Below are 20,512 nucleotides of genomic sequence, written 5' to 3'. Positions count from 1 at the left end.
CCTTCTGGCTACTGGCTACTACTCGACCGTCACGGACTTGGCGAGGTTGCGCGGCTTGTCGATGTCGCGGCCCATGGCCAGTGCCGTGTGGTAGGCGAGGAGTTGGAGCGGAATGCCCATGAGGATCGGGTCCAGCTCCGTCTCATTCTTCGGGACCACAATGGTGTGGTCGGCCTTTTCCTGCTCGCGGTGCGCGACCGCCAGGATCCGGCCGCTGCGCGCCTTGATCTCCTCCAGCGCCGCCCGGTTCTTCTCCAGCAGCTCGTCGTCCGGCACGATCGCGACCGTCGGCAGCGCGGGCTCGATCAGGGCGAGCGGGCCGTGCTTGAGCTCGGAGGCCGGGTACGCCTCGGCGTGGATGTAGGAGATCTCCTTCAGCTTGAGGGAGGCCTCCAGCGCCACCGGATAGCCGCGGACCCGTCCGATGAACATCATCGACTGGGCGCCCGCGTACTCCTCGGCGATCTTCTTGATCTCGTCCTCGGTCTCCAGGATCTCCGCGATCTGGGCGGGCAGCTTGCGCAGGCCCGCGATCAGCCGCTTGCCGTCCGAGACCGACAGGTCGCGGATGCGGCCCAGGTGCAGGGCCAGCAGCGCGAAGGCGACGACCGTGTTGGTGAAGCACTTGGTGGAGACGACGCAGACCTCGGGGCCGGCGTGGACGTACATGCCGCCGTCGGCCTCGCGGGCGATCGCCGAGCCGACGACGTTGACCACGCCGAGGACGCGGGCGCCCTTGCGCTTGAGCTCCTGCACGGCCGCCAGGACGTCGTACGTCTCACCCGACTGGGAGACGGCGACGTAGAGGGTGTCGGGGTCCACGACCGGGTTGCGGTAGCGGAACTCGGACGCGGGCTCGGCGTCGGCGGGGATGCGGGCCAGCTCCTCGATGAGCTGGGCGCCGATCATGCCCGCGTGGTACGAGGTGCCGCAGCCGAGGATCTTCACGCGGCGGATGCCGCGCGCCTCGCGGGCGTCCAGGTTCAGGCCGCCCAGGTGCACGGTGGAGAAGCGGTCGTCGATGCGGCCGCGCAGCACGCGGTCCACGGCGTCGGCCTGCTCGGAGATCTCCTTGTGCATGTACGTGTCGTGGCCGCCCATGTCGTACGACTCGGCCTCCCACTCCACGGTGGTCGGCGTGGCCGTCGTACGGGAGCCCTCGGTGGTGTACGTACGGAAGTCGTCGGCCTTGAGGGTGGCCATCTCGCCGTCCTCGAGGGTGACGATCTGGCGGGTGTGGGAGACGAGCGCGGCGATGTCGGAGGCGACGAACATCTCCTTCTCGCCGATGCCGAGGACGACCGGCGAGCCGTTGCGGGCGACGATGATGCGGTCGGAGAAGTCGGCGTGCATGACGGCGATGCCGTACGTGCCCTCGACGTGACGCAGCGCCTCGCGGACCTTCTCCTCCAGCGTCACGGCCTGCGAGCGCGCGACGAGGTGGACCAGGACCTCGGTGTCGGTCTCGGAGAGGAACTCGACGCCGTCGGCGACCAGCTTGGCGCGCAGCTCGGTGGCGTTGTCGATGATGCCGTTGTGTACGACGGCGACCTTGCCCTCGGCGTCGAGGTGCGGGTGGGCGTTCTCGTCGCTCGGGACGCCGTGGGTGGCCCAGCGGGTGTGCGCGATGCCCGTGGTGCCGGCGAAGCGCTTGGGGACCTTGGCCTCCAGGTCGCGGACGCGGCCCTTCGCCTTGACCATCTTCAGGCCGCTGGCCTTCGGGCTCGTGATGACGATGCCCGCCGAGTCGTAGCCGCGGTACTCCAGGCGCTGGAGGCCTTCGAGCAGCAGCGGGGCGACGTCACGCTTGCCGATATAACCGACGATTCCGCACATACAGTCTGTATCCCTCGAGTCGTGTGGTGTAGGTGCCCGGCCGAAGCCGAATCAGCCGTAGACGATGCGGCGCAGCTGGCGGAGCGAGAGCTCAGGCGGCGCCACGGCGCGGTGCGGCAGCTCGGCCGCGATCCGCTCGAAGATCTCCGCGTTCACCAGGCCACCGGACTGCAGCTCACGGTGGCGCCGGCGCACAAAATCCTCGGCCGTCTCGTCGAAGTACGCGAGTACGTCGAGCACCACCCGGGCGGCCTCACCGCGCGGGAGCGCGGTGCTGCGGACCAGATGGTCGATGAGGTCGTCGTACGGGGACGACGGGCGGCGATCGAGCACCCGGTAGATACTGCGGGGGATTCGGGGTGTACGCAAGAAATCTGCCCGTAATCGGGCAGGATTTCGGTCACAGAGGGGAAAGTGCGGGCCGGAGTCACGTCCGGCACGCGGCGGACGCGGGGGGACACGAGTGGTGAAGTGGTCTAAACCCTTGACCCTGAAGCGGGGCGCGCGATACGCATGGTGACCGTTCGCCTGCACCATGCCACTGTTGCGAAGCCCGCTGAAGGGACCGCCCGTGAGTCAACGCAGAAGGATTCCACGCCTGTTCGCCCCGTTGCTTCTCGTCGTCGCCGCCGGCGCGACGAGCATCGCGGCTGCTCCGGCCGCCGCCGAGCCGGCCGCGGAAGCAAGACCGTTGAGCCAGGTGATTCCGGCGCCCGCCTCCGTTACCGAGGGCGGGTCTTCTTATGCCCTCACGGGCCGTACGCGCATCAGGGTCGACGACGAATCGCGCGAGGCTCGGCAGATCGGCTCGTACCTCGCGGACATACTGCGTCCCTCCACCGGCTTCGCACTGCCCGTCACCGATTGGGACGCCAGGGACGGCATCCGGCTGCGGCTCGGCTCCGAGGACGACTCGCTGGGCGACGAGGGCTACCGGCTGGAGTCCGGCCGCCGCGGCGTGACCATCAGCGCCCGCAAGCCCGCCGGGCTCTTCCGCGGCGTACAGACGCTCCGTCAGCTGCTGCCCGCCTCGGTGGAGAAGGACACGCGGCAGCAGGGGCCGTGGGTCGTAGCGGGCGGCACCATCAAGGACGTGCCGCGCTACGGCTACCGGGGCGCGATGCTCGACGTCTCGCGGCACTTCTTCAGCGTCGACAAGGTCAAGACGTACATCGACCAGATGGCGCTCTACAAGGTCAACAAGCTGCATCTGCACCTCTCCGACGACCAGGGCTGGCGCATCGCCATCGACTCCTGGCCGCGGCTGACGACATACGGCGGCTCCACGCAGGTCGGCGGCGGTCCCGGCGGCTACTACACGAAGGCCGACTACCGCGAGATCCTGCGGTACGCCGCCTCCCGTCACCTGGAGGTCGTCCCGGAGATAGACATCCCCGGCCACACCAACGCGGCGCTCGCCTCGTACGCCGAGCTGAACTGCGACGGCGTCGCGCCGCCCCTCTACACGGGGACCAAAGTGGGCTTCAGCTCGCTGTGCGTGCCGAAGGACATCACGTACCGCTTCCTGGACGACGTGGTGCGTGAGATCGCCGCGATGACGCCCGGCAAGTACATCCACATCGGCGGCGACGAGGCGCACTCCACGCCGCACGCGGACTACGTCGCCTTCATGGACAAGGCGCAGGCCATCGTCGGGAAGTACGGCAAGACGGTGATGGGCTGGCACCAGCTGACGGGCGGCAACCCGGTCAAGGGCGCGGTAGCCCAGTACTGGGGTCTCGACGCGACCTCGGCCACGGAGAAGGCGCAGGTCGCCAATGCTGCCAAGAACGGGACGAAGCTGGTGCTGTCGCCGGCGGACCGGGCGTACCTCGACATGAAGTACGACAAGAGCACGCCGCTGGGGCTCAACTGGGCGGGCTATGTGGAGGTAGACCGGTCGTACGACTGGAACCCGGGGACCTACCTGCCGGGGGCACCGGCCGAGTCGGTGCTGGGCGTCGAGGCGCCGATGTGGTCGGAGACCGTATGGACCAACGACCAGGTCGAGTACATGGCGTTCCCGAGGCTGCCGGGCATCGCGGAGCTCGGCTGGTCGCCCGCGGCCACGCACGACTGGGACACGTACAAGGTGCGGCTGGCGGCGCAGGGGCCGCGGATGTCCGCGCTGGGGATCGACTACTACCGCTCGGCGCAGGTGCCGTGGCCTGCGGAGTAGCAGCGGCTGGGTGAGTGGTGCGGTGCGACGGGCGGGCGTTCGTGTGGGTCGTGGACATGGGCGCCCGCCCGTTCATCAGTGTTCCGCTTCCGCTTCCGCTTCCGCTTCCGTTTCGGCTTCGGCTCGCTCGCGCAGCTGCTCCTCGCTCAGCCCGCGGCGCCAATAGCCCACGAACGTCACGCGCTTGCGGTCGAACTTCCGCTCCTGGACGAGGTGGCGGCGCAGCGCCCGTACGCACGAGGACTCGCCCGCGATCCAGGCGTACGGCGTACCTCCGGGCAGCTCGGCGTCGGGCACGGCGCGTATCGCGTCGACCGCGGCCGGCGCGTCCTCGTCCCGTACCAGCCAGGTGATCTCCGCGTCGGCGGCCGTGGTCAGCTCCAGGCGGTCGTCGGCGTGCTGGACCTCGATCCAGACCTTGGCCTTTGTGCCGGCCGGCAGCCACTCCAGAGCGGCAGCGGCGGCCGGCAGCGCCGTCTCGTCCGCCCACATCAGGACCCAGTCGGCGTCCTCGGGCGGGCGGAAGCGTACGGCGGTGTTGTCCGCGATCGCGGGGCCGAGCACCACGACGCGGGCGCCGGAACTCGCCTGCGCCGCCCAGCGGCAGGCGGGTCCGCCGTCCCCGTGCAGCGCGAAGTCGATGTCGACCTCGTCAGTTTCCGCCCCGTCGGCCACGCGGCGCTGCTCGCGCAGGGTGTACGAGCGCATGGCCGCGCGTACGTCGTCGGGCAGAGCGCGGTACGCCGCGAACCAGTCCGGCTCGGTCTCCGGCGGAAGCACCGGTTCCGACTGGCCGGGGTGCGGCAGGAAGAGGGAGAGGCTCTGGTCGCGGCCCCCGGACGTGAAGGCCCGCAGGTCCTCGCCCCCGAACGTCACGCGGAGCAGGGAGCTGCTGAGCCGCCGCGTCCGTACGACCGTCAGGCCGAAGAAGCGGAACGGGACGGTGGTGGTGTCGGCGGCGGCTTCAGTCCCTGTCATCGTCAGGCGACCTTCTTGGCCTTCTCGATGGCCTCGGCGAGGTCTTCGAGGATCGGCGCGCACTTGTCGTAGGAGTAAATGGGCTCCGTGGTGCGCGGGATGACCTGGCCGGCCTTGACGGCGGGCAGGCGGGTCCAAGTGGGCTTGTCCTTGAGGGCCGAGGGCTGGAGGACGGCGGTCCGGTTGTCCATCATGATGATGTCGGCCGGGTACTTGTCGACGTTCTCCCAGCTCAGGCTCTCGAAGAAGCCGGCCGCGTCCACCTTCGGCTCGACGAACTTCACGCCCAGCTCCTGGAAGTAGAGCGTGTCCGCCGACATCTTCGCGAGCGAGACGTAGAAGAGCTCCGGGCTCGCGGAGCCGATCATGACCTTGACCTTCGGGTTGGCCTTGGCGGCCTGGCGCAGGCGCTCGGCGGCCTTCTCGAAGCGGGCCTTGGCGTCGGTGACCTTCTTGGCCCTGACGTCGGCGCCGAGGGACTCGGCGAGGTCGGCGTGGCGCTGGATCGCCTTGGGGACGGTGGTCTCGGCGGCCCACAGGGCGACGCTCGGAGCGCCGACCTTGAGGATCTTCGCGGTGGACAGCTCGGGGACGTACCAGAGCTTGTCCTTCTCCCACATCGCCGTGACCAGGAGGTCGGGGTTGAGGGCGGCGTACTCCTCGACGTTGAACTTGTCGTAGGCGTTGCCGAGGATCTTGACCTTGTTGACGTCGAGGTCGCCGGCCTGGACATCGGCCTTGCCTTCGGGGGTCGTGGTCGGCCCGAAGACGCCCTTGACCTCGATGCCGAAGTCGTGGAGCGCGGCGGCGACGCCGGTGAACGCGACGATGTTCTTGGGGGTGGCCGGCTGCTTCGCCGTCTTGCCGCGGTCGTCCTTGAAGGACCACGGTCCCGACTTCCCGGCGGCCTTCTCGTCGCTCTTCGCGGAGGTCTCGCCGCAGGCGGTCAGCGCGGCGCCGATGCCGACGGCGCCGCCGACGGCCAGCAGGCTGCGGCGAGAGAGGCCGGAAAGGCGGGAAGCTCGGGCGTGAGGCATGACGGCCGTCTGCTTTCGTACGTGCGGCTGCGTCCACCAGGGACAAGTTCGAAGGTAGGTTAGCCTAACCTCACGAACTGTCCACTGGTGGTATGCACCACAGCGCGCACGTACGTGACGCAGCCGCCCGAACGGTCAGCCGGTGAGGCCCAGTTCGCGGGCGATCAGCATGCGCTGGACCTCGCTCGTGCCCTCGCCGATCTCCAGGATCTTGGAGTCGCGCCACATCCTGGCCACCGGATACTCGTTCATGAAGCCGTAGCCGCCGTGGATCTGGGTGGCCTCGCGGGCGTTGTCGACCGCGACCGTGGAGGAGTAGAGCTTGGCGAGCGCCGCTTCCTTCTTGAACGGCTCGCCCTGGACCAGGCGTGACGCCGCGTCGCGCCAGCCGATGCGCGCCATGTGGGCGCGCATCTCCATATCGGCGATCTTGAACTGGATCGCCTGGTTCGAGCCGATGGGCCGGCCGAAGGTGTGGCGCTCCTTCGCGTACGTCAACGACTCGTCGACGCAGCCCTGGGCCAGGCCCGTCGCGAGTGCCGAGATCGCGACGCGGCCCTCGTCGAGGATGCGCAGGAACTGGGCGTAACCACGGCCCTCTTCGCCGAGGAGGTTGGCGAGCGGGACGCGTACGTCGGAGAAGGACAGCTCGCGGGTGTCCGAGGCGTTCCAGCCGACCTTGGAGTACGGGGCGGCGACGGTGAAACCGGGGGTGCCGGACGGGACGATGATCGCGGAGATCTCCGGCTTGCCATCGGGCTTGCGGCCGGTCACCGCGGTCACGGTGACCAGGCCGGTGATGTCCGTACCGGAGTTGGTGATGAAGCACTTCGAGCCATTTATCACCCACTCGTCGCCCTCGCGGCGTGCCGTGGTCTTCGTGCCGCCGGCGTCCGAGCCGCAGTCCGGTTCGGTGAGGCCGAACGCGCCCAGCAGTTCGCCGGAGCACAGGCGGGGGAGCCATTCGCGCTTCTGCTCCTCCGTGCCGAAGCGGAAGATGGGCATCGCGCCGAGGGAGACGCCCGCTTCGAGGGTGATCGCGACCGAGGAATCGACCCGGGCCAGCTCTTCGAGGGCGATGCCGAGCGCGAGGTAGTCGCCGCCCATGCCGCCGTACTCCTCGGGGAAGGGCAGGCCGAACAGGCCCATGCGGCCCATCTCGCGGACGATTTCGTACGGGAACTCGTGGCGCTCGTAGAGGTCGCCGATCTTCGGGGCGACCACGTCGTGGGCGAACTCCTCGACCGTACGGCGGAGTTCTTCGTGTTCGGGGGAGAGGCGGTGGTCGAGGGGCATGGCTACGACTCCTTGTGGGACAGGTCCTTGTGGGACAGGGCGCGCACGGTGCGGGAGGGGCTGGGACGCCCCAGCCGTTCGGCCATCCACGCGCTGGTGGCGGTGAGGCGGCCGAGGTCGACCCCGGTTTCGATGCCGAGGCCGTTGAGCATCCACACGAGGTCTTCGGTGGCGAGATTTCCGGTGGCGCTCTTCGCGTACGGGCAGCCGCCGAGGCCGCCCGCGGACGCGTCCACGGTGGTGACGCCGTGCTGGAGCGCGGCGAGGGTGTTGGCGAGGGCCTGGCCGTACGTGTCGTGGAAGTGCACGCCGATGGCCTGGGTCGGGACTCCGGCCTCGTTGAGGTGGGCGAGGAGGCTCTGGACGTGGCCGGGGGTGGCCACGCCGATCGTGTCGCCGAGGCTCAGCTCGTCGCAGCCGAGGTCGACGAGCGCCTTGGCGACCCTGACGACTTGGGGGACCGGGACCGGGCCTTCCCACGGGTCGCCGAAGCACATGGAGAGGTAGCCGCGTACGTGGATGCTGTCCTGCTTCGCGCGGGCGACGACCGGCTCGAACATGGCGAGCGACTCGTCGATCGTCCGGTTGAGGTTGCGGCTCGCGAACGTCTCCGTCGCGCTCCCGAACACGGCGATGCGGCGCGCGCCGAGCGCCAGGGCGCGGTCGAGGCCGCGGGCGTTCGGTACGAGCACGGGGAGCTCGGCGGCCCCCTGCAAGTCGTGCAGGAGCGGGAACAGGTCCTCTGCATCGGCCAACTGCGGCACCCACTTGGGGTGCACGAAGCTGGTCGCCTCGACGGTGCTCAGACCGGCGTCGGCGAGGCGGTGGATGAACTCCGCCTTCACTTCGGTCGGTACGACGGTCTTCTCGTTCTGGAGACCGTCGCGGGCGCCGACTTCGTGGATGCGGACGCGGGTGGGCAGGTCGGGCGCCCGGACCTGCATCGGCAATTGCGGCCCGTCGGTCATGACTCCTCCTCCTGCGGGGTAACCACGGCCAGGACCTGGTCCATGGCGACGGTCGAGCCCGGCGTCACGTCGAGCTCGGTGACGGTCCCGGCGTGCGGCGCGGAGATGACGTGCTCCATCTTCATCGCCTCGACGACGAGGAGGCTCTGCCCGGCGTCGACGTGGTCCCCCACGGCCACCTTGACCACGGTGACGGTGCCGGGCATGGGCGCGGCGAGGGTGTCGACCCCGGAGCGGGCGCCGCCGGTCAGGCTCGCCTCGACGGGGTCGTGGTCCTGGACGTGCCAGGCGTCCCCGTCCCGGCCCAGCCACGTGCCCTCGGTGCTGGCCGCGTGGCTGAAGGTGTGGGTGACGCCGGCGAGTTCGATGGTGACGGCGTCGGTGTCGGCGCCGACGATGCGTGCGCGGGTGGGCAGCTTTTCTTCCCCCACCTCGCCCCTTGCCGACACCGGGGGCAAGCCTCCGGGCCCCCGGGGCGGCAGCTGCGCGCCGCCGTTCCCGGAACGGGTTGCACCCGTGTGCGGGGTGGGTACGCCGGTGGAAGGTGTCGGCGTGAGGACGTCGGGTTCCCCGGGCGGGACTTGCGCGCCGCTCGGGGGCACCGGTTCCAGGGGGATGGCGGTTGCCAGGTCCGGGGCCGGGGGCTGTGCTTCCGGGATCAGGATTTCCTGGCCCGCCGCCGTGGTGCGCAGGCGGATCTCCACGGGGTCGTGGCCCGGGACGCGCACGTGGTGCACCGTCCAGGCGGGTGTGCCGCCCAGGCGCCAGCCCGTGCGGGCGGAGAAGGGGTCCGTCCAGCCGGGTGTCACGTCGGCGACGGTCGTCCGCCCGGCCCGCAGCAGCGTGGCCGCCGCGTACACCTCCGGCGGTACGCCGTCCGGGATCAGGCTGTCCGCGTCGCGTTCGACCAGGCCCGTGTCCAGGGCTCCCGACACGACGTCGGGGTGGGCCAGCAGGCGGCGCAGGAAGCCCGCGTTTGTCGGGACGCCCAGGGTGACCGTCTCCGCCAGGGCCGCGCGCAGGCGGCGCAGGGCGGTGGCGCGGTCGGGGGCGTACGCGATGACCTTGGAGAGCATCGGGTCGTAAATGCTGCCGACCTCCGTGCCCGCCGTAAGGCCGGAGTCCGTGCGTACGCCGTCGCCCTGCGGCTCGTGGAGGGCGAGGATCGTGCCGCCCGAGGGGAGGAAACCGCGAGAGGGGTCTTCCGCGCAGATGCGGGCCTCCACCGCGTGGCCCGTGAGCGTGATGTCCTTCTGTGTGAAGGGGAGTTCTTCACCGGCCGCGACCCGAAGCTGCCACTCCACCAGGTCGAGGCCGGTGATCAGCTCTGTCACCGGGTGTTCCACCTGGAGGCGGGTGTTCATCTCCATGAAGTAGTACGAGGACGGGTCGTTGCCCGGGACGATGAACTCCACCGTGCCCGCACCCCGGTAGCCGCAGGAGCGCGCCGCCTGGACCGCCGCCTCGCCCATCGCCGCGCGGGTCGCCTCGTCGAGGAGGACCGACGGGGCCTCCTCGATGATCTTCTGGTGGCGGCGCTGGAGGGAGCATTCGCGCTCGCCCAGGTGGATCACGTTTCCGTGGGCGTCGGCGAGGACCTGGATCTCGATGTGCCGGGGGCGGTCGATCCACCGTTCGACGAGGAGAGTGTCGTCGCCGAAGGACGCCCGCGCCTCACGCCTGGCCGCCGCGATCTCGTCGGCCAGTGACGACTCGACCCGCGTCAGCCGCATGCCCTTGCCGCCGCCGCCGGCCGACGGCTTCAGGAGGACCGGCATGCCGATCTCCCGCGCCGCCGCCGCCAGTTCGGCATCCGTCAGCCCGCTGCCGGACGATCCGGGGACCACCGGCACGCCTGCCGCCCGTACCGTCTCCTTCGCCCGGATCTTGTCGCCCATCAGCGCTATGGCGGAGGCGGGAGGGCCGATGAAGGCGAGGCCCGCGTCCGCGCACGCTTGTGCGAAGGCCGCGTTCTCGGCGAGGAAGCCGTAGCCCGGGTGGACGGCCTGTGCGCCCGTACGGGCGGCCGCCTCCAGCAGACGGTCCGTGCGCAGGTAGGAGGCGGAGGCCGCCGCCGGGCCGATCCGGACCGCCGTGTCCGCCTCCCGTACATGACGGGCATCCGCGTCCGCGTCGCTGAACACGGCCACCGAGCGCACGCCCAGCTCCCGCAACGTGCGGATGACGCGGACCGCGATCTCACCGCGGTTGGCGACCAGGACTGTGTCGAACATCGTCATCTGTCTCTCACATCCGGAAGATGCCGAAGGCGGGCTCGGGCAGCGGTGCGTTGGCGCAGGCCGTCAGGGCCAGACCCACCACCTGCCGGGTCTCCAGCGGGTCGATCACGCCGTCGTCCCACAGGCGCGCCGTCGCGTAGTAGGCGTTGCCCTGGGCCTCGTACTGCGCGCGGATCGGGTCCTTGAAGGCCTCCTCCTCCGCGGCCGGCCACTGTTCGCCCCGCGCCTCCAGTTGGTCGCGCTTGACCGTCGCGAGGACCGACGCCGCCTGCTCGCCGCCCATCACCGAGATCTTCGCGTTGGGCCACATCCAGAGGAAGCGCGGCGAGTACGCCCGGCCGCACATCGAGTAGTTGCCCGCGCCGTACGACCCGCCGACGACGACCGTCAGCTTCGGTACGCGCGTGCACGCCACCGCCGTCACCATTTTCGCGCCGTGCTTGGCGATACCGCCCGCTTCGTAGTCCCTGCCGACCATGAAGCCCGAGATGTTCTGGAGGAAGAGGAGGGGGATGCCGCGCTGGTCGCACAGCTCGATGAAGTGCGCGCCCTTCTGGGCGGATTCGGAGAACAGGATGCCGTTGTTGGCGACGATGCCGACCGGGTGCCCGTGGATCCGTGCGAAGCCCGTGATCAGCGTCTGGCCGTACTCCGCCTTGAACTCCTGGAAGCGCGAGCCGTCGACCGTCCGCGCGATGACTTCACGCACGTCGTAGGGCGTACGGGAGTCCACCGGCACCGCGCCGTACAGCCCGGCCGGATCGACCTTCGGCTCCTCGACCGGCTCGACCGACCACGGCAGCGGGCCGCGCTCCGGCAGCGTCGCGACGATGTTCCGGACGATGCGCAGCGCGTGGGCGTCGTCCTCGGCGAGATGGTCGGTGACGCCCGACGTGCGGGAGTGGACCTCGCCGCCGCCCAGCTCCTCCGCCGTGACGACCTCGCCCGTGGCGGCCTTCACCAGCGGCGGTCCGCCCAGGAAGATCGTGCCTTGGTTCCGCACGATGACGGCCTCGTCGCTCATCGCGGGTACGTACGCCCCGCCCGCCGTGCAGGAGCCGAGCACCGCCGCGATCTGCGGGATGCCCGCCCCCGACATGCGGGCCTGGTTGTAGAAGATGCGCCCGAAGTGCTCGCGGTCCGGGAAGACCTCGTCCTGCATGGGGAGGAAGGCGCCGCCGGAGTCCACCAAGTAGACGCAGGGCAGACGGTTTTCGAGGGCCACCTCCTGGGCGCGGAGGTGCTTCTTGACGGTCATCGGGTAGTACGTGCCGCCCTTGACCGTGGCGTCATTGGCGACCACGACCACCTCGCGGCCGCTCACCCGCCCGATCCCGGCGATCACACCGGCGGCCGGCGCCGCCCCGCCGTACATCCCCTCGGCCGCCAGCGGGGCCAGCTCCAGGAAGGGCGACCCGGGGTCCAGGAGCGCGTCCACGCGGTCGCGGGGGAGGAGCTTGCCGCGCGCGGTGTGCCGGGCACGCGCCTTCTCACCGCCGCCGAGCCGCGCCGCGGCGAGCCGCCCGCGCAGCCCCTCCACGAGCTCCAGGTGGGCCGCTTCATTGGCCCGCCATGCCTCGGCTGCCGGATCGGCGGTGCTGGTCAGCACTGGTGCCTGCCGCATCTCCTGAGCCCCCTTGCCCGGTCGATGTGATGTTAATGAGCGTTAACGCCCTTTCAGGTTAACGAGCGCTAACCGCCCTGTCCAGGGCTGTGGATTCGTCCTCCGGTATGACGCGATCAAGATCGAGAGGTGTCAGGATCTGACCCGACTACACACGGGGGCGGGACTTGTGACGACATTGCGAGACACGGCGCGGGGCGAGGCGGCAGGGGCGATACGGACGCAGCCGCGACAGCGCGTCCTGGAGGTCGACGCCCTTCGCGGCTTCGCGCTCCTCGGCATCCTGCTCGTCAACACCTTGACCATGGCGGGCACGACCGGCGTGCTGGGCGGCCGTCCGCCCGCTGCCGCGGATGCCGTGGCCCTGTGGCTGGTCGATTTCCTCGCGCAGAGCAAGTTCTATCTGCTGTTCTCGTTCCTCTTCGGCTACAGCTTCACCCTCCAGGCGGCCTCCGCCGAGCGCGCGGGAGCCCGCTTCGGGCCGCGCACGATGCGGCGGCTGCTGGGGCTGTTCGTTCTCGGGGCCCTGCATGCGGTGTTCCTCTACATCGGCGACATCCTCACGACGTATGCCCTGCTCGGCCTGATCCTCTTCGCCGCCCGCCGGGCCACCCCCGAAGGGGCGTACCGCGCCGCGCTCTGGGTGTGGGGCGTCTTCGGCTCGTTTCTCCTGCTGCTCGGCGCGCTCGGGACGCTCGCCGGCCCCGAAAGCGACGCGGAGCGGGCCGCCGCGGCCGCCGAAGCCGCCGAACTCACCACCGCCTACCGGGGCGGGTTCACCGATGTCGTGGGCGCGAACGTGGGACAACTGCCCTTCGCCGTCATCGCGCTGGTCACCATGAGCGGCTTCGTGGTCGCCGCCTTCCTGCTGGGGCTCTCGGCCGGGAAGCGGCAGTGGCTCACGCGGGCCGACGGGGCGAGTCTGCGCCGTATCCTCGTGACCGGCCTCTGCCTGGGCGTGCCCGCCGCCGCCTTCGCGGCCTCCGGCATGGCAGGCCCGCTCTCGCCCCGCTGGGAGCTGCTCGCCGCCATGACCGGCGTGGTCGCCGCTCCGGCACTCAGTGCCGCGTACGTCGCCGGCCTGCTGCTCTGGTTCGGTACGCCGAGCGGCGCCCGGGCCGCGGGGGTGCTCGCGCCCGCCGGGCGCATGGCGCTGACCAACTACCTCACCCAGTCCCTGGTCATGGCCCTGATCTTCACGGGGTACGGTCTCGGTCTGTACGGACGCGTGGGCATAGCCGTCCCGGTGGGCGTCGCGCTCGTCCTGTACGCCGCGCAGCTCGCGCTCAGCGGGTGGCTGATGCGGCGGCACCGGCTGGGTCCTGTGGAATGGGTGCTGCGTGCGTTCACCCATTTCCGCGAGCGTTCCCGCGAGCGTTCCCACGAGCGTTCCCACGAGCGTGCCCACGAGCGTGCCCACGAGCGTGCCCACGAGCGTGCCCGCGAGCGTTTCCGTGAGGTTAACGACCGCTAACCGACCGGTTTAGACTGGCCTCATGAGCACCAACGCCGCCGCCCGCGTCGCGGCCCCGACCCGCCGCGAGCAGATCCTCAAAGAGGCCGCCCGCCTCTTTGCCGAGCGCGGCTTCCACGGCGTGGGCGTCGACGAGATAGGCGCCGCCGTAGGCATCAGCGGCCCTGGTCTCTACCGCCATTTCCCCGGCAAGGACGCCATGCTCGCGGAGCTGCTCGTCGGCATCAGTGAGCGGCTGCTGGACGGCGGCAGGCAGCGCGCCGCCGCCGAATCGGCCGACAGCCCGGCGGCCGTCCTGGGCTCGCTCATCGACGGCCACATCGACTTCGCGCTCGACGACCGGCCGCTGATCACCCTGCACGACCGCGAACTGGACCGGCTCAGGGAGAGCGATCGCAAGCGGGTCCGACAGCTCCAGCGGCAGTACGTCGAACTGTGGGTCACCGTCGTCCGGGAGTTGAATCCCGACGTACCGGAGGCGGAGGCGCGGTCGGCCGTGCACGCGGTGTTCGGACTGCTCAACTCGACGCCGCACCTGGGGGCGTACGGCAATGGACTGCCGGGGCGCGCGGCGATGGAGGGGCTGTTGCGGCGGCTGGCGCACGGGGCGTTCGGGGCGCTCGCGCCGCGGGCTGTGGCCTGAGGTAACCGGGGCTCCGCCCCGGACCCCGGCCCTCAAACGCCGGACGGGCCGGATGTTTGCCGGGCGGGGCCGCTTTGCCGGACGGGGGTCGGAGCCGGACGGCACAATGGGCTCATGCCGATACCCAGCCGCGCCGCTCTTGTCGATCACCTCGCCCGCACCCGCATCGCGGGTGACGTCGCCACTCCCCGCGACAACAACCTCTCCCACTACCGCAAGCTCGCGAACGGTGACCGCCACTACTGGCTCGGTCTCGAACTCGGTGACCGCTGGACCGACGAGCAGGACGTCCTCGCCGTCATGGCCGAGCGCTGCGGTGTCAGTGACGACCCCGAGCACCGCATGGGCCAGGACACCATTGACCCCGAGCTGACCGTCGACGCGCTGGAGCGCATGGCGGCGCGGCTGCGCAAGGCCGCCGCCGGCAAGGAGCGCGTGCTGTTCGCGACCGGGCACCCGGGCGGGCTGCTCGACGTACACCGCCAGACGGCGGACGCGCTGCGCCGCGCGGGCTGCGAGATCGTACGGATCCCCGGCGGGCTCATGGCGGACGAGGGCATGGTGTTCCAGTTCGCGGACGTCGCGATGCTGGAACGCGGCGCGACGCTGTGGCACACGCACTCGCCCGAGCCGATGACGGCGATCCTCAACGCGATGGAGCACGAGGGGCGGCCACTGCCCGACCTGGTCGTCGCCGACCACGGGTGGGCGGGGTGCGCCGGTCAGCGCGGCATCGACGCGGTCGGATACGCCGACTCCAACGACCCGGCGCTCTTCATCGCGGAAGCGGAAGGCACGCTCCAGGTCACGGTCCCGCTCGACGACCACGTCACCGACCCGCGCTTCTACGACCCGATGACGGCGTACCTGCTGGACGCGGCGGGTTTGGCGGAACAGGTCTGACCGCGTGCCCACGAGGTGCGTGGCACCGCCGGGCACCCTCTGACTCCGGACGTTATCGGCGGTCGGCGGTCAGCGGGGTACCCGGACCACGCCCTCCTGGATGACGGAAATCGCCAGCCGGCCGTCCTGCGTGTAGATCCGGGCCTGGCCCAGCCCCCGCCCGCCCGACGCCGACGGCGACTCCTGGTCGTACAGCAGCCATTCGTCCGCCCGGAACGGCCGGTGGAACCACATCGCGTGGTCGAGCGACGCGCCGACGACATCGCCCGTCGCCCAGCCGCCGCGCCCGTGCGCGAGCAGCACCGAGTCGAGCAGCGTCATGTCGGAGACGTACGTCGCGAGGCACACGTGCAGGAGAGGGTCGTCGGCAAGCTTGCCGTTCGTACGGAACCAGACCTGCGAGCGCGGTTCGCGCGGTTCGCCGACGCTGCCGTACGGCGGGGCGTCGACGTAGCGGAGATCGACCGCCGCGCGAGCCTCCAGCATGCGGTCGACGACACCCCGGTCGAGGAAGTGGTCCGCGTACCGCGGCAGCATCTGGGCCGCCGTCGGGAGCGTCTCGGGGTCCGGTGCGGGCGGCATGTCCGCCTGGTGCTCCAGGCCCTCCTCGTACGTCTGGAAGGACGCGGAGAGGTGGAAGATCGGCTGGCCGTGCTGGACGGCGACGACGCGGCGCGTGGTGAACGAGCGGCCGTCGCGGATGCGGTCGACGGTGTAGACGATCGGCGCGCCCGGGTCGCCGGGGCGCAGGAAATAGGCGTGCAGGGAGTGGGCGAGGCGGTCGCCGGGGACGGTACGGCCCGCGGCGACGAGGGCCTGGGCCGCGACTTGCCCCCCGAAGACGCGGGGAACGATCGCCGAACGGCTCACGCCTCGGAAGATGTCCTCCTCGATCTGCTCCAGGTCGAGCAGATCGAGGAGGGCTTCGAGTGCTTTGATCATCCGGAATCCTTGTGTGCAAACTCCCGGCTTCAGCGGGGGGACGAACGCATCCCGGGAGCTCTGCGGGCTTGTCGTGACCGTGAGTTGAGTTCTTACTGACTGCCACACTAGTGTGTGAGGCGTGGCTTCCCGAAGTATTAAGCGGGCGTTCAAGTTCCGCTTCTATCCGACTGATGCGCAAGCTGCTGAGCTGTCGCGCACGTTCGGGTGTGTGCGGAAGGTCTACAACATGGCGCTCGCCGCGCGTACGGAGGCGTGGGCGCGGCAGGAGCGCGTGAACTACGTGCAGACCTCGGCGATGCTGACGCAGTGGAAGAAGAGCGAGGAGCTGGCGTTCCTGTGCGAGGTTTCTTCCGTGCCACTGCAGCAGGCGCTGCGGCATTTGCAGGGTGCGTTCGTCTCGTTCTGGGAGCAGCGCTCGAAGTACCCGCGGCTGAAGTGCAAGCGTAAATCCCGGGCTTCGGCTGAATACACCCGCTCGGGGTTCAGGTATCGACAGGGTTTTCTGACGCTGGCAAAGATGCGTGACCCGCTGGACATCGTCTGGTCCCGTCCCCTGCCGGAGGGTGCGGAGCCGACTACGGTGACTGTCTCCCGCGACGCGGCGGGGCGGTGGTTCGTCTCGATGCTGTGCGACGACACTCCCCAGCCCAAGCCCGCCACCACGAACGCCGTCGGTATCGACGCTGGACTGAACGCCTTGGTGACGCTCTCGACCGGGGAGAAGATCACCAACCCCCGGCATGAACGCCGGGACCGGGCGCGGCTTGCCCGCGCTCAGCGGGAGCTGTCCCGCAAGTCCAAGGGATCGAAGAACCGTGCCAGGGCCCGTACCAAGGTCGCCCGCGTCCATGCCCGGATCGCTGACCGCAGGCGGGACTTCCTGCACAAGCTGACCACTCGACTCGTGCGCGAAAACCAAACGCTCGTGATCGAGGACCTGACCGTGCGCAACATGGTCAAGAATCACACGCTCGCCCGCGCGATCAGCGATGCGAGCTGGACCGAACTGCGGTCCATGTTGGAGTACAAGTGCGCCTGGTACGGGCGTGAGCTGATCACCGTCGACCGGTGGTTCCCCAGCTCGAAACTGTGCTCCGCCTGCGGGGCGCTCGCCGACGCTATGCCCCTGAACGTCCGCACCTGGACGTGCGACTGCGGCACGGCCCATGACCGGGACGTGAACGCGGCGATCAACCTTCTGGCCGCCGGGCTGGCGGTGTCTGCCTGTGGAGCGGGCGTAAGACCTCAACGGGAGTCCTCCCGGACGAGGCAGCCTGCTGCGAAGCAGGAAAACCCACCTGCGAAGGTGAAACTCCCCTCCCTTTAGGGAGGGGAAATGTCAAAAGGGCAGTTCTGCAGGGGTTTTTTCGAACGACGATCCGGGCGGGTTCTTAGAGGCCCATATCCTTGGCGATGATCATCTTCATGACCTCGCTGGTGCCGCCGTAGATGCGGTTGACGCGGTTGTCCGCGTACAGGCGGGCGATCGGGTACTCGTTCATGAAGCCGTAACCGCCGTGGAGCTGGAGGCACCTGTCGATGACACGGTGCGCGACCTCGGTGCAGAACAGCTTCGCGGACGCGGCCTCGGCCGGCGTGAGCTCGCCCGCGTCCAGGGCTTCCAGGGCGCGGTCGGCGACCGCCTCGGCGGCGTCCACCTCGGCCTGGCAGGCGGCCAGCTCGAACTTGGTGTTCTGGAAGGACGCGACCGTCTTGCCGAAGACGGTGCGGTCCTGGACGTAACTCTGGGCGAAGCGGACGGCGGCCTTGGCCTGTGCGTACGCGCCGAACGCGATGCCCCAGCGCTCCGAGGCAAGGTTCTTGCCCAGGTAGCCGAAGCCCTTGTTCTCCTCGCCGAGCAGGTCCTCGACCGGCACCTTCACGTCGACGAACGCCAGCTCGGCGGTGTCGGAGGTCTTCAGGCCGAGCTTGTCCAGCTTGCGGCCGACCGAGTAGCCCTCGGACTTGGTGTCCACGGCGAACAGGGAGATGCCGAAGCGGCGGTCGTCCTCGCGCGGTGCGGCCGTGCGGGCGCACACGATCACGCGGTCGGCGTGCACACCGCCGGTGATGAACGTCTTCGCGCCGTTGAGGACGTAGTGCGTGCCGTCCTCGGACAGCTTGGCGCTGGTCTTCATGCCCGCGACGTCGGAGCCGGTGCCCGGCTCCGTCATCGCCAGCGCCCACATCTCCTCGCCGGACACGAACTTCGGCAGGAAGCGCTGCTTCTGCTCGTCCGTGGCGAGCATCTCGATGTAGGGCAGGCCCAGCAGCACGTGCACGCCGGAGCCGCCGAAGTTGACGCCCGCGCGGGAGGTCTCCTCGTACATCACGGCCTCGTACTTGTGCGACTCGATGCCCGCGCCGCCGTACTCCTCCGGAACGCGGATACCGAAGACGCCCAGCTCGCCGAGCTTGTAGTAGAAGTCGCGCGGCGCCTGGCCCGCGGCGAACCACTCGTCGTAGACGGGTACGACCTCGGCCTCGATGAAGGCCCGGATCGTCTTCCGGAACGCCTCGTGGTCCTCGTCAAAAACGCTACGGCGCACGGGACGCCCCCTTCATGCTCAATCGGCGATGCTGTTCTAAGCGCTTGCTCAGTCGAAGTTACCGGGTGGTCACCAAGGCTGTCCAGGCTCCAGGACGGTCGTACGCGTCACAACCAGCGCAGCGCGAACCACAGATCCATCCGCACGTCCGCGTCGTCCAGGTCGGTGTCGAGCAGGGCCGCGCAGCGGGCGATGCGCTGGCGGACCGTGTTGCGGTGGACGTCGAGTGCGACGGCGGTACGGTCCCAGCTGCCGTGCAGCGAGAGCCAGGTGCGCAGGGTCGTGGTGAGGGCGGGCGAGTCGGCGATCGGCGCTAGCTGTACGAGGGCGTGGGCGCGGGCCTCGTCGGGCCCGACCAGCGAAGCGATCCCCTCGCCGGCCTCGCCCCGGTCGCGCACGAGAGGGCTGCGGGTGGCCTCGGCGCGGCGTACGGCCCGGTCGGCGCGGGTGTCGGCGGCGGGCAGGTCGTGCGGGGCCACCGGGGAGCTGACGCCGAGGGTCCATCCGGGCTGCGGCTCGATCTCCCGGGCCTCGCTCAGCAGAACCCGTACGCCACCGCCCTCGTCCGTATCGTCCACCAGCGCGCTGCCGAGGGCCGCGCCGAGCGCCGCGGCGGCGAGCGGGTCGCGACCAGAGGTACTGGTGGGCCGGGCGTGGACGACGGTCCACTCGCCCGCGCCGAGCAGCGGCGCCACCTCGCCCGCGTCCGCTCCGAGCAGCAGCCGCACCAGCGCGGCGGCGCGGGCGGACTCCGCGGCGCCCTGATGCGGTGTGGTGAGCAGCGACAGCAGTACGACGGCGACGCCCGCGATGGTGTGGTCCCCGGCCTCCCGCCGGCCCGAGGCAACGCCCAGAGCCAGCCGCTGGCCGCCCGCGAGTGCGTACGCGGCGAGGTGGCTGCCACCTGCGGTGTCGGTGGCGGAGGCCGGTGCGGTCCTGGGGGCGGCGGTGGGCGCGGCGGTGCCGGAGGGGGCGGCCCTGACGTGCGCGGGCGCGGGCGTGCCGGTGGGCGCGGTCCTGGGTGCGGAGGTGGTCTTGCCCGTGGGTGCGGTTGCCGCCGTGCCGGTGGGCGCCGCGCTCTCGGTCGCGGCGGGCTCCGGCTGCGGTGGGTTGACCACGCGAGCCAGGCGGGTCAGGGCCGCGTGCGCTTCCGGCGCCGGCGCGCGTCCCGCCGTAGCCAGGGGCGCCCCTTCCGCCGACAGCAGCACCGCCCACGCCCCGCCCCCGTCCAGCCGCGCCGTCAGCTGCCGCAGGACCGCGGGCACCGGGTCGGGACGGGCCGCAGCCGTGGCCAGGCCCTGCTGAGCCTGCGCGACGCGGCGCAGCTCGCGGTGGCGCGCCTGCGCCATCAGCTGCCACACCGCGCGGGCGATCGCGGTGAACGTCGTCGGCGGCGGGACCTCCACCAGGGGCAGCCCGTGCCGCTCGCACGCCGCCACCAGGGCCGGCGGAACCGTGTCGTAAACCGGCGCGACACCGAAGCCGAGCGCCGCCGCGCCCGCCTCCACGACCCGGGAGACGTAGTGGTCGGGGTCCGTGAGCTGGACGCCCGCCGTCAGAAGGAGCTCACCGCCCAGGAGGTACGGGTACGGGTCGCCCATCTCCGACGTGTGCACCCAGTGCAGATCCACGTCCTCGGGCCCCGCGATCAGGCGCAGGCCGAGCTCCTCCCGCGCCAGCAGCGCCGCCAGCGAAATCGGCGGGGTGGGAGGGGAAGGAGAGGAGGCCACAGGCTCCGGCATGGATGGTCCATCCATCTGGGATCGGGGGAGTGGATGAAACGTACACTTCAGCGTCGCCTTCCAGCCACTTAATGTCGAGCGAACCGGCGGCCGCGGGT

16 protein-coding genes are annotated in these 20,512 nt (G+C 70.4%); 5 read left to right on the top strand and 11 right to left on the bottom strand.

Translation table 11 applies throughout. The features are described 5' to 3' along the window. Positions 1–18: 18 nt before the first annotated feature. Entirely contained in the window at positions 19–1,836 is a 1,818-nt protein-coding gene (gene glmS / locus J7E89_RS05625) for a glutamine--fructose-6-phosphate transaminase (isomerizing) (protein WP_214969049.1), read from the bottom strand. Positions 1,837–1,887: 51 nt separating this feature from the next. Next, positions 1,888–2,169: a hypothetical protein gene (locus J7E89_RS05620; RefSeq protein WP_214969047.1), complete on the bottom strand. Its 282-nt coding sequence runs from the start codon at positions 2,167–2,169 to the stop codon at positions 1,888–1,890. A gap of 202 nt (positions 2,170–2,371) precedes the next feature. Between J7E89_RS05620 and J7E89_RS05615 the strand changes: the two genes are divergently transcribed. After that, entirely contained in the window at positions 2,372–4,015 is a 1,644-nt protein-coding gene (locus J7E89_RS05615; protein WP_214969045.1) for a beta-N-acetylhexosaminidase, read from the top strand. A 75-nt stretch (positions 4,016–4,090) separates the two neighbouring features. Here J7E89_RS05615 and J7E89_RS05610 read toward each other — a convergent pair whose 3' ends face one another. From J7E89_RS05610 to J7E89_RS05580, 6 genes are all read right to left on the bottom strand, one after another. Further along, positions 4,091–4,993 (bottom strand): siderophore-interacting protein, encoded by a 903-nt coding sequence (locus J7E89_RS05610; RefSeq protein WP_214969043.1) that lies wholly within the window; start codon positions 4,991–4,993, stop codon positions 4,091–4,093. Positions 4,994–4,995: 2 nt separating this feature from the next. Continuing rightward, positions 4,996–6,030 (bottom strand): ABC transporter substrate-binding protein, encoded by a 1,035-nt coding sequence (locus J7E89_RS05605; RefSeq protein WP_214969040.1) that lies wholly within the window; start codon positions 6,028–6,030, stop codon positions 4,996–4,998. A gap of 135 nt (positions 6,031–6,165) precedes the next feature. Further along, the gene (locus J7E89_RS05600; RefSeq protein ID WP_214969038.1) at positions 6,166–7,326 is read right to left on the bottom strand and encodes an acyl-CoA dehydrogenase family protein; all 1,161 of its coding nucleotides are present in this window, start codon (positions 7,324–7,326) and stop codon (positions 6,166–6,168) included. Positions 7,327–7,328: 2 nt separating this feature from the next. Beyond that, positions 7,329–8,294 carry a hydroxymethylglutaryl-CoA lyase gene (locus J7E89_RS05595; RefSeq protein ID WP_214969035.1) on the bottom strand — a complete coding sequence of 322 codons (966 nt, stop codon included), beginning with the start codon at positions 8,292–8,294 and terminating at the stop codon, positions 7,329–7,331. Further along, on the bottom strand, positions 8,291–10,528 hold the full coding sequence (locus J7E89_RS05585) for an acetyl-CoA carboxylase biotin carboxylase subunit (RefSeq protein ID WP_251060145.1): 2,238 nt from the start codon (positions 10,526–10,528) through the stop codon (positions 8,291–8,293). The genes J7E89_RS05595 and J7E89_RS05585 overlap by 4 nt, the downstream gene beginning before the upstream one ends. A gap of 13 nt (positions 10,529–10,541) precedes the next feature. Then, the gene (locus J7E89_RS05580; protein ID WP_214969033.1) at positions 10,542–12,158 is read right to left on the bottom strand and encodes a carboxyl transferase domain-containing protein; all 1,617 of its coding nucleotides are present in this window, start codon (positions 12,156–12,158) and stop codon (positions 10,542–10,544) included. A gap of 169 nt (positions 12,159–12,327) precedes the next feature. Between J7E89_RS05580 and J7E89_RS05575 the strand changes: the two genes are divergently transcribed. The 3 genes from J7E89_RS05575 to J7E89_RS05565 all read left to right on the top strand — a co-directional run bounded on the left by J7E89_RS05575 (position 12,328) and on the right by J7E89_RS05565 (position 15,178). Next, complete coding sequence (locus tag J7E89_RS05575) at positions 12,328–13,632, top strand: DUF418 domain-containing protein (RefSeq protein ID WP_308315345.1); 1,305 nt, start codon at positions 12,328–12,330, stop codon at positions 13,630–13,632. Positions 13,633–13,654: 22 nt separating this feature from the next. After that, positions 13,655–14,275, top strand: a complete 621-nt coding sequence (locus J7E89_RS05570) for a TetR/AcrR family transcriptional regulator (protein WP_214969031.1) — start codon at positions 13,655–13,657, stop codon at positions 14,273–14,275. A 114-nt stretch (positions 14,276–14,389) separates the two neighbouring features. Continuing rightward, the gene (locus J7E89_RS05565) at positions 14,390–15,178 is read left to right on the top strand and encodes a phosphatase (protein ID WP_214969029.1); all 789 of its coding nucleotides are present in this window, start codon (positions 14,390–14,392) and stop codon (positions 15,176–15,178) included. 69 nt (positions 15,179–15,247) lie between these two features. On the opposite strand, the gene tesB is transcribed toward J7E89_RS05565, so the two are convergent. Next, a complete protein-coding gene (gene tesB / locus J7E89_RS05560; RefSeq protein ID WP_214969027.1) occupies positions 15,248–16,120 on the bottom strand; it encodes an acyl-CoA thioesterase II in 873 nt (290 codons plus the stop codon). Positions 16,121–16,241: 121 nt separating this feature from the next. On the opposite strand from tesB, the gene J7E89_RS05555 reads away from it, so the two are divergent. Beyond that, positions 16,242–17,450: an RNA-guided endonuclease TnpB family protein gene (locus J7E89_RS05555; protein ID WP_214969025.1), complete on the top strand. Its 1,209-nt coding sequence runs from the start codon at positions 16,242–16,244 to the stop codon at positions 17,448–17,450. 64 nt (positions 17,451–17,514) lie between these two features. Here J7E89_RS05555 and J7E89_RS05550 read toward each other — a convergent pair whose 3' ends face one another. Further along, a complete protein-coding gene (locus J7E89_RS05550) occupies positions 17,515–18,672 on the bottom strand; it encodes an acyl-CoA dehydrogenase family protein (protein WP_214969022.1) in 1,158 nt (385 codons plus the stop codon). 107 nt (positions 18,673–18,779) lie between these two features. Further along, the gene (locus J7E89_RS05545) at positions 18,780–20,429 is read right to left on the bottom strand and encodes a PucR family transcriptional regulator ligand-binding domain-containing protein (protein ID WP_214969019.1); all 1,650 of its coding nucleotides are present in this window, start codon (positions 20,427–20,429) and stop codon (positions 18,780–18,782) included. Between the last annotated feature and the right edge of the window lie 83 nt (positions 20,430–20,512).

It is taken from the genome of Streptomyces sp. ISL-100 (assembly GCF_018614615.1).
In the GTDB taxonomy this organism is placed as follows: Bacteria; Actinomycetota; Actinomycetes; order Streptomycetales; family Streptomycetaceae; genus Streptomyces.
Note: the sequence above shows the minus strand (reverse complement) of the source record. Positions and strands in the feature narration are given on the sequence as shown.